This window comes from Nonomuraea sp. NPDC048901 (assembly GCF_040649695.1).
In the GTDB taxonomy this organism is placed as follows: Bacteria; Actinomycetota; Actinomycetes; order Streptosporangiales; family Streptosporangiaceae; genus Nonomuraea.
Map to the genome: position 1 here is coordinate 436594 of NZ_JBEZFW010000006.1, position 12915 is coordinate 449508.

Annotated in this window: 14 protein-coding genes; 7 read left to right on the forward strand and 7 right to left on the reverse strand. The window is 70.0% G+C overall.

Translation table 11 applies throughout. The features are described 5' to 3' along the window. Nucleotide 1 precedes the first annotated feature (1 nt). The gene (locus AB0C30_RS23280) at nucleotides 2-601 is read left to right on the forward strand and encodes a TetR/AcrR family transcriptional regulator (RefSeq protein ID WP_357947411.1); all 600 of its coding nucleotides are present in this window, start codon (nucleotides 2-4) and stop codon (nucleotides 599-601) included. Nucleotides 602-639: 38 nt separating this feature from the next. Here AB0C30_RS23280 and AB0C30_RS23285 read toward each other — a convergent pair whose 3' ends face one another. Next, nucleotides 640-1341 (reverse strand): TetR/AcrR family transcriptional regulator, encoded by a 702-nt coding sequence (locus AB0C30_RS23285; RefSeq protein WP_357947414.1) that lies wholly within the window; start codon nucleotides 1339-1341, stop codon nucleotides 640-642. A gap of 113 nt (nucleotides 1342-1454) precedes the next feature. Here AB0C30_RS23285 and AB0C30_RS23290 point away from each other — a divergent pair, with 113 nt between their 5' ends. The 3 genes from AB0C30_RS23290 to AB0C30_RS23300 are packed head-to-tail and all read left to right on the forward strand — an operon-like array spanning nucleotide 1455 to nucleotide 3606. Then, a complete protein-coding gene (locus tag AB0C30_RS23290) occupies nucleotides 1455-1808 on the forward strand; it encodes a YrdB family protein (protein ID WP_357947417.1) in 354 nt (117 codons plus the stop codon). A 2-nt stretch (nucleotides 1809-1810) separates the two neighbouring features. After that, nucleotides 1811-2722: an NAD-dependent epimerase/dehydratase family protein gene (locus AB0C30_RS23295; protein WP_357947420.1), complete on the forward strand. Its 912-nt coding sequence runs from the start codon at nucleotides 1811-1813 to the stop codon at nucleotides 2720-2722. Further along, nucleotides 2719-3606, forward strand: coding sequence for a Gfo/Idh/MocA family oxidoreductase (locus tag AB0C30_RS23300; protein WP_357947423.1), 888 nt, complete (start codon nucleotides 2719-2721; stop codon nucleotides 3604-3606). Before AB0C30_RS23295 ends, AB0C30_RS23300 begins: the two co-directional genes overlap by 4 nt. Before the next feature lie 46 nt (nucleotides 3607-3652). On the opposite strand, the gene AB0C30_RS23305 is transcribed toward AB0C30_RS23300, so the two are convergent. From AB0C30_RS23305 to AB0C30_RS23320, 4 genes are all read right to left on the reverse strand, one after another. Continuing rightward, a complete protein-coding gene (locus tag AB0C30_RS23305; protein WP_357947426.1) occupies nucleotides 3653-4477 on the reverse strand; it encodes a hypothetical protein in 825 nt (274 codons plus the stop codon). 52 nt (nucleotides 4478-4529) lie between these two features. Beyond that, nucleotides 4530-5537, reverse strand: coding sequence for an acetamidase/formamidase family protein (locus tag AB0C30_RS23310; protein ID WP_357947428.1), 1008 nt, complete (start codon nucleotides 5535-5537; stop codon nucleotides 4530-4532). Continuing rightward, nucleotides 5534-6901 carry an APC family permease gene (locus AB0C30_RS23315; RefSeq protein ID WP_357947431.1) on the reverse strand — a complete coding sequence of 456 codons (1368 nt, stop codon included), beginning with the start codon at nucleotides 6899-6901 and terminating at the stop codon, nucleotides 5534-5536. The genes AB0C30_RS23310 and AB0C30_RS23315 overlap by 4 nt, the downstream gene beginning before the upstream one ends. A gap of 82 nt (nucleotides 6902-6983) precedes the next feature. After that, the gene (locus AB0C30_RS23320; RefSeq protein WP_357947434.1) at nucleotides 6984-7616 is read right to left on the reverse strand and encodes a TetR/AcrR family transcriptional regulator; all 633 of its coding nucleotides are present in this window, start codon (nucleotides 7614-7616) and stop codon (nucleotides 6984-6986) included. A gap of 71 nt (nucleotides 7617-7687) precedes the next feature. Between AB0C30_RS23320 and AB0C30_RS23325 the strand changes: the two genes are divergently transcribed. Next, nucleotides 7688-8683 carry an MBL fold metallo-hydrolase gene (locus tag AB0C30_RS23325; protein WP_357947437.1) on the forward strand — a complete coding sequence of 332 codons (996 nt, stop codon included), beginning with the start codon at nucleotides 7688-7690 and terminating at the stop codon, nucleotides 8681-8683. A 63-nt stretch (nucleotides 8684-8746) separates the two neighbouring features. Here the strand turns inward: AB0C30_RS23325 and AB0C30_RS23330 are convergent, their stop codons facing one another. Together AB0C30_RS23330 and AB0C30_RS23335 are read right to left on the reverse strand one after the other, a co-directional pair. Next, complete coding sequence (locus AB0C30_RS23330; RefSeq protein ID WP_357947440.1) at nucleotides 8747-8989, reverse strand: hypothetical protein; 243 nt, start codon at nucleotides 8987-8989, stop codon at nucleotides 8747-8749. Nucleotides 8990-9067: 78 nt separating this feature from the next. Then, nucleotides 9068-10345, reverse strand: coding sequence for a Glu/Leu/Phe/Val dehydrogenase (locus AB0C30_RS23335; protein WP_357947443.1), 1278 nt, complete (start codon nucleotides 10343-10345; stop codon nucleotides 9068-9070). Between the two features lie 244 nt (nucleotides 10346-10589). Here AB0C30_RS23335 and AB0C30_RS23340 point away from each other — a divergent pair, with 244 nt between their 5' ends. Beyond that, nucleotides 10590-12137, forward strand: a complete 1548-nt coding sequence (locus tag AB0C30_RS23340) for an alkaline phosphatase D family protein (RefSeq protein WP_357947446.1) — start codon at nucleotides 10590-10592, stop codon at nucleotides 12135-12137. Nucleotides 12138-12158: 21 nt separating this feature from the next. Continuing rightward, complete coding sequence (locus AB0C30_RS23345) at nucleotides 12159-12914, forward strand: class I SAM-dependent methyltransferase (protein WP_357947449.1); 756 nt, start codon at nucleotides 12159-12161, stop codon at nucleotides 12912-12914. Nucleotide 12915: the final 1 nt, after the last annotated feature.

Consider the following 12915-nt stretch of genomic DNA (forward strand, 5'->3'; position numbering starts at 1 on the left):
GATGCCTGTCATGGTCACCGACCACCGTAAGCTGCCCCGTCGGCGCGGCGAGGCGCTCAACGTCGCCATCTATCAGGCGACCCTCGCCGAGCTTGCCGAGGTCGGCTACGCCCGGCTGACCATGGAGCGGGTCGCCGAGCGGGCCAAGGCCAGCAAAGCCTCGCTCTACCGGCGCTGGCCCACCCGCATCGAGCTGGTCATGGACGCCGTCTATCACGTACTGCCCGACGCGCTGTCCGTCCCCGACACGGGCAGCCTGCGCGGCGACATACTGGCGGCGTTGCGGCGGACGGCCGAGGCGCTGGCCGGTCCCGCAGGTGAGGCGATGCGCGGGCTGCTCAGCGAGGCGCTGGGCGACGAGTCGCGGGCCGCGAGGTTCCGGGAGCACTCGCAGGGCACCGGCAGACGGCTGATGCGGGAGATCGTCCGCCGGGCGGTCGAGCGCGGCGAGGTCGCCCCCGAGGACGTGACCCCGCGCCGGCTCGACGCCGGTCAGGCGCTGCTCCGGCAGCATTTCCTCTTCCAGGGCCTGCCCATCCCGGACGAGCTTCTCGTGCAGATCGCTGACGAGGTCATGGTCCCGCTCTTCACCCGAGCCTGAGCCCGGTAGGCAAGCGGGCAAGCGGGCAAGCCAATCGTTCACGCGGGCTTGAGGCCCAGCAGCGCGCCCAACGTACGCACCGACTGCTCGAAGCTCCCACGCCTGTCGTCGATCGTGTTCTCGAACTGGCCGAACACCTCGAAGTTGACCCAGCCGTACAGGCCGGTCCACGCGGTGAGGCCACGGAAGATCAGGTCGTCGGGGACCCCGGGCATGATCTGGCGCAGGTTCGCCGCGTCCGCCGACAGCGTGGCAGGGGCGGGCCGGGCGAGGTCGGGTGGGGTCAGCGCGCCCGCGTCGTACGCCTGCGCGGTGATCCGGCCGAACACCGCCACATCGCGCAGCCTGGCCGTGATCGTCTCCTCCGGCGCCTGGTAGCCGGGCACGGGGGAGCCGTACAACAGCGTGTACTCGTGCGGATGGGCCAGCGCCCAGTCACGTACGGCATGGCAGACGGCCAGCCAGCGCCCCGCGAAGTCGCCGGGCGGGCTGTCCTCGTCGGCGCGCTCCACCGCCGCGCCGAGCGCGTTGTAGCCGTCGATGATCAGGGCGGTCAGCAGGTCATCGCGGCTGGGGAAATAGCGGTAGATGGCCGACGAGACCATGCCCATCTCGCGGGCCACCGCGCGCAGGGAGAGGCCGCCCGCGCCCTCGGTGGCCAGCTGGCGACGGGCGATGTCGGTGATCTCCTTGGTCAGCTCGGCCCTGACACGTTCTCTCGCGGTACGGCTCGCAGTCATGTCTCGACCATATCAGAGCACTGAGAAAAAACGAGAGCACCGCTCTTGACGACTGTCGCTCTCATGAGAGAGCATTGCTCTCGTAAGCGAACGGCAGTCACGCGGAGGTTGAGATGCTGAGCATCGCCAAGGGAGCCAACCTGGCTCTGATGTTCTTCCTGGAGCTGGGTGTCCTGGTCTCCGTGGGGTACTGGGGCTTCACGGTGAGCCCCAACTGGGCGATCAAGCTCCTCGCCGGGCTCGGTGGGATGGCGCTGTTCATCGGCGCCTGGGCCCTGTTCGGTGCGGGCGGCGGCGCCAACGCCACGTTCCCGCTGACCGGCCTGGCCAGGGTCGCCCTGGAGATCCTCTGGTTCGGCGGCGGCGCCCTGGCGCTCTACGCCGCGGGCCGGGTCGCACCGGCCGCCGTCTTCGCGGCGCTCTTCGTCCTCAACGCGGTCCTCCGCATCGTCTGGAAGCAGGTCTGATCATGGGTAAGCACGTCGTCGTAGGTTCCGGCCAGGTCGGTACGCATCTGGCCACCAAGCTCCTGGCTCAGGGGCACGAGGTCACCGTGGTGACCCGCTCGGGCAGCGGCCCCGCCGGGGTCCACAAGGTGGCGGCCGACGTCGCCGACATGGCACGGCTGACGGAGGTCGCCAAGGGCGCCGACGTCCTGTACAACTGCGTCAACCCGCAATACCACCGCTGGCTGACCGACTGGCCGCCGATGGCGGAGTCGTTCCTCGGCGCCGCGGAGGCCACGGGCGCGGTGCTGGTCATCCTGGGCAACCTCTACCCCTACGGCCCGGTCAAGGGTCCGATGACCGAGGACCTGCCGCTCGCCTCGGCCACCCCGAAGGCTCAGGTGCGGGCGAAGATCTGGAACGACGCGCTGGCCGCGCACAAGGCGGGCCGGATCCGGACGACCGAGGTGCGCGGCTCCGACTACTTCGGCCCCGGCGCCACCGACCAGTCGCATCTGGGCGGGCGGTTCCTCGTGCCGTTCAGGGCGGGCAAGACCATCCAGCTGGTGTTCCCGGCCGACGTTCCGCACAGCTGGACGTACCTGCCCGATGTGGCCGACGCGCTGATCGTCGCGGGCACGGACGAGCGGGCCTGGGGGCGGCCGTGGCACGTGCCCACCAGCGACCCGCTCAGCTTCCGCCAGATCGGTGAGCGGATGGCGGCCATCGAGGGGCGGCCCGTGCCCAAGCTGGCCACGCTGCCGTGGCCGCTGGTCCAGGCGATGGGTCTGTTCTCGCCGATGGTCAGGGAGTTGAAGCACGTCCGCTACCAGTTCACCGCGCCGTACGTGCTCGACTCCTCGGCCTTCCAGCGGACGTTCGGTGTCGCGCCCACGCCGATCGACGAGGCGCTCGCGGCTACGCTCGAGGCGTGAAAACAGCCATGATCGGCCTGGGCGACATCGCGGAGAAGGCGTACCTGCCCGTACTCGCCGCCCAGCCGGGCCTCGACCTGCACCTCTGCACGCGCAACAGCAAGACCCTGGACCGGCTCGGCGATACCTACCGGATCGCCGCCCGGTCCACGTCGGTGGACGACGTGATCAAGAGCGGGGTCGAGGTCGCGTTCGTGCACGCCGCCACCGGGGCCCATCGCGAGATCGTCGAGCCGCTGCTCGACGCCGGGGCGCACGTCTACGTGGACAAGCCGATCGCCGACAACCTGGCCGACTGCGAGGCTCTCGTACGGCTGGCGAAGGCGAAGAGGCGCTCGCTGATGGTCGGCTTCAACCGCCGGTACGCCCCCGGATACACCGGACTTCTCGCCCTCCCTCGGCACCTCATTGTGCTGGCGAAGAACCGCGAAACATACCCCGACGTGCCCCGCCGGGCGATATTTGATGACTTCATTCATGTGGTCGACACGCTCCGCTTCCTCGCGCCCGGCGAGGTCACCGGCACCCGGATCAGGACCCGCGTCCAGGACGGACGGATCGAGCACATCGTGCTGGAGCTGTCCGGCGACGGCTTCACCGCCATCGGCCTGATGAACCGGGTCAGCGGCGCCACGGAGGAGACCTGCGAGGTCATGGGCGACGGCGTCAAGCGCCGGGTGGTCAACCTGGGTGACGTGATCGACTACGCGGGCGGCGAGACGCTCACCAGGCGGCCCGACTGGGTCCCGGTCGCCCGGCAGCGCGGCATCGAGCGCATCTGCCTGGAGTTCCTCGCCGCGGTCCGCGACGGCCGCACGATCAGCGCGGACGACGCGCTGATCAGCCACGCGATCTGCGAGGACATCGTCGCGAACGCCTCATGACCGGCCCCGGGCCACCGTGACGAGCGCGCCCTGTGCCGGGCCGCCGTCACGAGCTCTGCCTGTGGCGCATCCAGGTGTCGGCGCCGGCCAGCAGCCGGCTGAACGGCCGGCCGCCGAGCCGGGCCAGCACGGTGAACCCGCCCGCGTCGCTCATCGGACTGGAGGACGATACGACACCCGCCACCTCCCCCCCGTACACGGCCGGACCGCCGCTGCCGCCCGACGGGGCGTGACAGTTCTGGGTCACCAGCACGCCCGGCCCCTGTGCGGTGGCTTCTTTGGCGTCCCCCACGCAGTGGTACATCCGGGTGCCGGGATACCGCCGCCCCGCCGGGTAGCCGAGCAGGTCGAGCCCGCGCAGCGACGTACCCCTGCGGGTGGCCAGCGTGCGCAGCCCGGGCCCGGTCGTGTCCTCCAGCGTGCCGCCGCGCCGCATCACCCCGACCAGCCCGACGTCGTACGGCAGCAGCTCGGCGGAGTACGGCCGGCCCCGCCACTGATCGGGCACCCAGGTCCGCACGGCCGGCCAGACGCCGAACGGCGGCCGCCCCTGGTCGAAGCCCGGCAGGAAGACCACCTGCCGCAGCGGCCGGCCATCGTGGTAGAGGCAGTGCGCGGCCGTCAGCACCAGGCTGCGGCTGCGGGACCTGATCACGGTGCCCCCGCACAGCACGGTCGTACGGGTGGCCGGATCACGCCCGAGCAGCACCCCGATGAGCCGTTGGACGCCGGTGTAGGGGCGGGGGACCAGTGCGTACCCCAGGCGGTCGCCGTCCGGTGTCAGCACCCTGCGCGGGGGCACCGATCGCTGGGGCACCTCCGCGAGGCCGGTCGGATCGAGCAGGGCCAGAGAGAGCACCATCCTGAGCACCCGTACACTCTAGGCCGATGATCATCAGTGCTCTGACCTGCGACATGAAGGTTTACCTAACCGTGTACTGGGCGCCTAGGGCGCGCAGCCGCGAGTGCGCCGAATCGTAGGCGGCCGGGGTGCCGAGGTAGGACTTGGGAAGTTTGGCGACCATCGTGTAGTTGGTGTCGCACACATTTCCCACCGGTGCCTGCCCGCCCTGGCTGACCAGCTGGTAGGCGTCGAGCGTGTCGAGCCCGGTCAGCGCCGACGTCCAGGTGACCAGGTCGTGCTGGCTGATGCGGTAGGCGTCCTCCAGCGGCCGGGCCGATCCGGTGGACATCAGATGCAGATCATCCTCCAGCCGCGGCCAGGGCGTCGCCACCCCCTTGATCAGCTCGACCGCCACGACCGTGTTCATGGCGGCCTCGACCGCGGTGCCGCACACCTCGCCGTGGCCCTGCCGGCCGTGGCCGTCGCCGATGGAGAACAGGCCGCCCGCCACGTTGACGCCCAGGTAGACGGTGACGCCGGCGCGCAGCTCGGGGGTGTCCATGTTGCCGCCGTGCGCGTCGGGTGTGATCGTCATCCGCGACTCGTTCGCGGCGGGCGCGACGCCGACCGTGCCGTGCATCGGGTCGAGCGGCAGCTCCACGCTGAAGTCGCTGTTGCGGGCGTGGTAGACGGCGACGCCCTTGGCGGTGTCGAGGTCGTAGCGCCAGACCCGCTCCTCCAGCGGCGGCTGCAGCATGGCGGTGGTGTGCGTGCCGGTCAGCGCTCCGAAGTGCGGGAACGTGGTGGAGACCGCCCAGTCCCTCGCCGGCGTGATCGAGACGAAGTGCAACGCCAGCGTGTCGCCGGGCTCGGCGCCCGTCACGTGGAAGGGGCCGGTGACGGGGTTCAGGTAGGGGAACTCGCACACTCGCGACGGCAGGTCGTCGACCGTGCGGACCCGGCCGCCGAAGCAGTCCTCGGTGAACAGTTCGAGGATCGTGCCCGGCGTCACCTTGCCCACCGGGGCGCGCCCGCCGAAGGTGTAACCGAACTCCTCCGGAGAGGGACGATAGGAGACGACGTTCACGAGACCTCCGAGGGCAGGACGGGCTTGCGGCCCAGGACATAGAGCGCGATCGTGGCGAGCAGCCCGATGCCGAGCCAGATGAAGCCGAGCCGCTGGGCCGCGACGTTGGCATTGATGACGACGAGGACCAGCACGGCGAAGCCGGCCACCGGCACGACGAGGTGCGCCAGCCAGCGGCGGCTGCGCCGCCGCACCACGTAGTGCACCACGACGGCCACGTGCAGCAGCAGGAACGCGGTCATCGCGCCGAAGTTGACCATGGTGCTGAGCAGGTCGATGCCCTTGTCGTAGAGGCTCATGCCGACACCGAGCAGCAGCGAGACGACCGCGACCGCGAACGTGGCGTTCACCGGCACCTTGTGCTTGGGGTCGATACGGGCCAGGAACGACGGTAACTGCCGGTCCCGCGCCATCGCGAACAGCAGCCGCGAGGTGGCCGCCTGCGCGACCAGCGAGTTGGCGAAACCCCAGGCGATGGCCGTCGCGACCGCGCACAACACACCCAGCCAGGCGCCACCGGCGTACGAGGCCAGGTCGTAGAAGGCATTGCCCAGCTGGGCCCCCGGGGCCAGGAGGGCGGCCCGGTCGGGCACGAGCAGGGCCGCGACCCAGGTCTGCACCACGAACAGCACCGCGGCCAGCGCCAGCGCGGCCACCATGGACCGGCCCAGCCGCCGCGCGTCCTCGCGGTTCTCCTCGGCCAGCGTCGAGATGCCGTCGAAGCCGAGGAACGACAGCACCGCCACCGAGGCCGCCCCGAACACCAGCGTCCAGGAGAAGCTCGAGGAGTCGTAAAGAGGAGTCAGTGCGCCCGTCGTGGCCTTGCCCTGCGCCAGCGCGATGCCGCCGACGACCAGGAAGATCGCCAGCACGAGCAGCTCGGCCACCAGCATGATCCGGGTGATGCGCGCCGTCATCTGGATGCCGAAATAGTTCACCACGGTGTTGAGCAGCACGAAGGCGACGAGCCACAGCCACACCGGCACCGCCGGCACGAACGAGTTCATGGCCGTGCTCGCCACCAGGTAGAGCAGTGCCGGGACCAGCAGGTAGTCGAGCAGGATCGCCCACCCGGCCATGAACCCGACGGGCGGCGCGATGCCGCGGCCCGCATAGGTGTAGACCGAGCCGGCCATCGGGAAGGCCCTGGCCATCTGCGCGTACGACAGCCCGCTGAACGCCATCGCGACCAGCCCGATCATGTAGGCGAGAGCCACCATCCCACCGGACAGGGCGAAGACGTTGCCGAAGATGCCGAACGGCGCGATCGGCACCATGAAGATCAAGCCGTAGATCATCAGATCCGCGAAGCCCAGGGAACGCTGAAGCTCCTGGCGGTAGCCGAACTGCTCGACGCTGCTCATGGACGGCTCCTTGACGCAGGGGGCAATTCGCACGGTAGATCCAAAACCTCCTGCTGAACAGGCTTCGCCGCGGGCGGCCCGGTCAGGGTGTGATCGCGCGGGCGAACAGGGCGGCGTGCGCCGTCATCCGCCGCCGGGCCAGCTCGCGCTGCTCCGGCGTGGCCCCGTCGTGCAGCCACAGCACGCGGGCGTGCGCTATCGGGCCCAGCAGCGAGTACGCGAGATCGTCCGGCGACCCCAGATCGTCGCGCACCCGCCCCTCGGCCAGCCACCGGGCGAACACCTCCGCCAGCCCGGCCAGCGCCCGCTCGATGCCCAGGCCGAGCATCTCGTCGTGAATCAGCCCGTCGCGGGAGACCAGGCTGATGCTCTGCCTGGCCTGAGGTGTGTCCCAGGCGGCCAGCACGCGGTCGGCGAACGCGCGGACGAACTCCGCCGGGTCGTCGCCAGGGCCCTCGTCGCCCAGGGCGACCAGTGCCACCTGCGGCCCGGCCAGGGACATCGCCGCCTCGTAGATCGCCTGCTTGCCGGGGAAGTGCGCGTACAGGACGCTCTCGCTCAGCCCCACCTCGCGGGCGATCGCCCTGATCGAGGTGCCCGCGTAGCCGTACCGCGCGAACAGCCGCAACGCGGCGTCGAGCAGGGCGGCCTTGGTGTCTCCGGCCTCGGCCTTGGGCGGGCGGCCCGGACCGCGCCGGCCTGTCGTCGTCTCCACAAGGGCCATCCAATCACTTGCAAAATAATCGAGTGTTCTATTATTTTAGCAGCAGCCGAGAGGAGCAGAAGATGTCCAAGTCCAGAATTCCGGAACGCGAGATCGCCGAGCGGCCCGAGGGATACGGCGGGCCCAACCTGTCACCGGTCGGCCTGGAGCTGGCTCCGCACGCCTTCGCCGACGGTGTGTACGCGCTGATGGCCGGCATCCCGCCCAAGGACAACAACGGCCTCATCGCCGGCCGCGACGCCGCGCTGGTGGTCGACGCGGGCATCACGCCCGCGATCTCCCACCAGATCCAGCGGCTCGCCGCCGAGCTGACGGCCAAGCCCGTGCGCTACCTGGTCAACACCACGTATCACGGCGACCACACGTTCGGGAACGCGGCGTTCCCCGCCGAGGTGGTCATCCTCTCGTCGCGGCGGAACAAGAGCGAGATGTCCGACCTCGCGTACGAGAAGGAGATCAGGTCCGCCAACATGTACGGCGACGGCGGGCTGCTCGACGAGGTGAGCCGGTGGCGCACCCCGGACGTGGTGTTCGACTCCTACGCCGAGATCGATCTGGGCGGACGGCTGGTCCAGCTCCACCACTTCGGCCCGGGCAACGGCCCCGGCGACACCGTCGTGTACGTCCCCGACACCCGCACCGCGTGGACCGGCAACTTCCTCTGCCACGCGGGCACCGCTCACATGCTGTTGCAGGGCGGACCCGAGCCCTACCTGGCCTCACTGCGCCGGATGCGCGAGGCGCTGCCCGACCTGGACACGATCGTGCCGGGTCACGGGCCGATGGGTGACGGGCACGCGGCCATCGACGCGCTCGTCGGCTACCTGGAGGTGCTCCACGACGAGGTCGCCGCGAGCGTGGCGGCCGGGCGGAGCCTGGAGGAGACGTTCGCCGCCTGCTCGAACCCGTGGGCGGAGCGGCTGGACCCGGCGCTGTCGGCGGCGCTCACGGCCTATGCGGTGCCACGGGAATTGGCCCAGGCCGGCATGCTTCAGCTCTGCCGTGACCTGCACCGGCTGAACATCCTGGCCACCTACCGCCTCTATGAGGGTCGGTGACCGCCCTGGTATCGATCTCTGTGATGGTCTGTGGTGGCTGATGTCCTTATGGGAGGTACCCCGTTATGGCTGGGGTTCCTTCGGGGGTGAGGGAGAAGGTCCGTTGTCGCTGGTGTCCCTCTGAGGGGTTTGGTCCTGATCGCTCCAGATGAGCAGGGCGACGCCGGCTGCCGCGACCGCGAGGTACACGGGGGTCGGGATGTCGAACAACCTGTGCAGCAGGCCCCATTCGGTGTCGAAGAAGACTCGCGCCACGAATCCGCCCAACCCCTGAATGACCGCGATCACTCCCAGAAATCCCCTCATGCCTCCACCATGGCGAGTCGGTGGAGGCACGGGCATCGAACCTAGGGCTACGGCAGGGGGCTACTAAAGTTCAGGCCGTCACGGGTAGAGGCCGCGCATCTGGTGTGCCTCCGCCACCCGGCCGACGCCGATGACGTGCGCCGCCTGCCGCAGGGTGAGGTCGCGGGCCGTGGCCAGCGAACGCACCTCGGCGTAGGCGCCCTCCATCAGGTCGCGCAGCTTCAGCTCCACCTCGCCGCCGCTCCAGGAGTAGGCCTGCATGTTCTGCACCCACTCCAGGTACGACACGATCACCCCGCCCGCGTTGGCCAGGATGTCGGGCACCACGATCGTGCCGTTGGCGGCCAGGATCTCATCCGCCTCCGGCGTGGTGGGCCCGTTGGCGCCCTCCACGATCAGGCGGGCGCGGATCCGCGGCGCGTTCTCGGCGGTGATCGCCCCCTCCAGGGCCGCGGGCACCAGCACGTCCACGTCCAGCTCGAACAGCTCGGCGTGGTCCAGGGCGTCCGCGTGGCGGTAGCCGGACACGCCGCCCGACTCGGCGGCCCAGGCGCGCAGGTCGGCGATGTCGAGCCCGCCGGGGGCGTACACCGCGCCCGTCGCGTCGGACACGGCGACCACCGTGCAGCCGGCGTCGGAGAGGTATTGCGCGGCCGGGGCGCCCACCTTGCCGAACCCCTGTACGGCCACCGTCACGCCCTCGGGCGAGCGGCCGAGCGCGCACATGGCGGCGATCTGGACGCCGCGCGAGGTCGAGCCGGTCCGGCCGAGCGAGCCGCCCAGCGTCAGCGGCTTACCGGTGACCACGCCGGGCACCGAGTAGCCGGTGTTGACGCTGTAGGTGTCCATGATCCAGGCCATGGTCTGCTCGTCGGTGCCGACATCGGGGGCCGGGATGTCCTTCTCCGGGCCGATCATCGGCAGGATCTCGTTGACGTAGCGGCGGGTCACGCGCTCCAGCTCGCGCTGGGTGAGCTCGGTCGGGTCCACGGCCACGCCGCCCTTGGCGCCGCCGTACGGGATGCCGACCAGCGCGCACTTCCACGTCATCCACATCGCCAGCGCGGTGACCTCATGGATGTCGGTGCTCGGGTGGAAGCGGAGGCCGCCCTTGGCGGGCCCGCGTGAGACGTTGTGCTGGACCCGGAAGCCCTGGACGACGTCCATGCGCCCGTCCTCGCGGCGCACGGGGACCGAGACGGTCAGCGAGCGGCGCGGTGTGGCGAGCATCGTGCGGAGCCCGGCGTCGAGCCGGAGATGTTCGGCGGCTTGGTCCAGCTGGTGGAGAGCCGAATCGAGGGCCTGGCGGCCAGGTGTGATCAGGGCCGGCGTCCTTGACGGCACCATGACGGTCATGGAAGGGAGTCCTCCTGTTGTCTACGCCCGGTACGTAAGACAGGCGCCATTGCCTGCCTTGTTTGGGCGTTCGTGTCACGATCATCCTAGAGCGCGGCGTTTATCGCCGCCTACGGTTTTCGGATTGCCGTATCCAAGGCGATCTGCTGTCATCAATTACATGCGCTGAGCGGGATGCTGCAAACGCGCCACTCTGGCAGGCTTGCCCCGGCAAGTGTGCCGAACTGTCGAATCTGGGGGACTGATGCCCGCACTGGTCGTCGGGCCCATGCTGCGTTACGTCGATTCAGCCAGCGCCTCGATCTGGGTGGAGGTCGGCGAACCCGGCGTGGTCACCGTGGAGGCCGCGGGCCGGGTCTTCACCTCGTCCACGTTCACCGTCCACGGACACCACTACGCGATCGTCGATCTGCTCGGCCTGACCGAGGACGTCGACTCGTACGTGGTCAAGATAGGGGAAGAGCGGGTCTGGCCGCTGGAAGGCTGGCCACCCAGCCGGATCAGGTTGTTCCCGGCGGAGGGGCCGAGCCGGCTGGCGTTCGGTTCCTGCCGCACGAGCGTGCCTCACGACGGCACGTACGTCCTGACCCACGGCGAGGACGTGCTGCGCACCTATGGCTCGCACCTCAAGGACGCCGGCCCCGAGGAGTGGCCGGACCTGCTGCTGCTCCTCGGCGACCAGGTCTACGCCGACAACCCGTCGCCGGAGATGCTGGAGTTCATCGCCGCGCGCAGGAACAGCGAGCCGCAGAAGGAGATCGCCGACTTCGAGGAGTACGCCGAGCTCTACCGCCAGGCGTGGACCGAGCCGGAGATCCGGTGGGCGCTGTCCACCGTGCCCACTGCGATGATCTTCGATGACCACGACCTGCGCGACGACTGGAACACCTCACAGACGTGGCGCGAGCAGATGGCCGCGACCTCCTGGTGGAAGCGCCGGGTGATCGCCGGGCTCGGCGCCTACTGGGTCTACCAGCACCTCGGCAACCTGTCGCCGGCCGAGCGGGCGGACGACGCGCTGCTGGCGAGCCTGCTGAAGGGCGAGGGCGGCGACGCGCTCGACGCCTTCGCCGAGCGGGCCGACGCCGATCCGAGCAGCAACCGGTGGAGCTACTCCCGCGAACTCGGCGACACCCGCCTGATCATGGTCGACACCCGGTGCGCCAGGCAGCTGACTCCGGGCGACCGGCGGATGCTCGACCCGGTCGAGTGGGCCTGGCTGCGGGAAGAGGTCGCCAAGCCCGCCGAGCGGCTGGTCATCGGCTCGTCGATCCCGTTCCTGCTGCCCGAGGGCGTCCACTTCGTACAGAACTGGAACGAGGCGCTCTGCGACGGCAAGTGGGGCCGGTTAGTCGCGCGGCTCTCGGAGCGGTTCCGGCAGGCGATCGACCTGGAGCACTGGGCGGCCTTCCGCCGCTCGTTCGAGGACCTGGCCCGGCTGCTGGTCGAGGTCGGCAAGCCGGTGCTGCTCCTGTCCGGCGACGTGCACTACTCCTACCTGGCCAAGGTCAACGGCCGGCCGATCTACCAGGTCGTCTGCTCGCCGATCCGCAACCCGCTCAGCCCGGTGCTGCGCTGGGCCAACGTGTTCAGCCAGTTCGGCCTGGCCACGCTGGTCGGCGGGCTGCTGGCGCGGCTGGCCCGCATTCCGCGCCCGCCGTTCCGCTGGGAGGTCATCGCCGGGCCGTGGTTCCAGAACGCCGTGGCCACGCTGACGCTGCCCGGCGAACTGGACTGGTACGAATCATCCGGTGACGCGGTCAAGCACATCGATTCTGTACGGATTCCGTGAAAACGGTTATCGTTGGCTTTTGTGTACCATGACCAGTACTCCGTCGCCGTGCCCTTCTACGACCTGTGGCACGAGGACGGGCACGTCCCGGAAGTACGCCGGCTCCTCCCGCCGCTGCTCAGCGGCATCGGTCGGAGCATCATGGAGATCGGGGCCGGCACCGGCCTGATCACCGAGCTGATCGCGTGGGAGACGCCGGCGGAGATCTACGCCGTCGAACCGTCGCTCGGCATGCGCTCGGTCCTGGTCTCCCGCCTGGCCGAGCGCGCCGACCTGCTGTCCCGCGTGACCGTCCTGCCGTGCGGCGCGCTCGACGTGGAGGTCGACGAGCCGGTCGAGGCCATCGTGATGATCTCGGTCCTGCACGGGTTCGACGCCGCCGAGCGGGAGCGGCTCTGGGAGGTCCTGGCCAGGCAGCTCGAACCCGGCGGGCTGCTGGTGTTCAACCACCGCGAACCGCCTCCCGCCGTCCCGGGCGAGCTCGAGCGCATGGGGTCGTACCAGGTCGGCAGGCACACGTACGAGATCTGGGGACAGGTGCTGGAGACGGCGGGCGAGACCGTCACGTGGCGCTTCCTCTACCAGATCAGGCAGCGTGGGGTGCTGATCAGCGAGGACGAGGTGGTGAGCGTCAGCCACCGGCCCGGCAGGGAGCGGCTCGACGCCGAGCTCGACGCGGCCGGCTTCACGGCCCAGCGGGCTTCGGAGGGCCTCCTGGCCTGGCGGCTCAAGCGCGGCTCAGGGACGGCTCGGCGGCGGCTCATGGAAATAGCGTGAA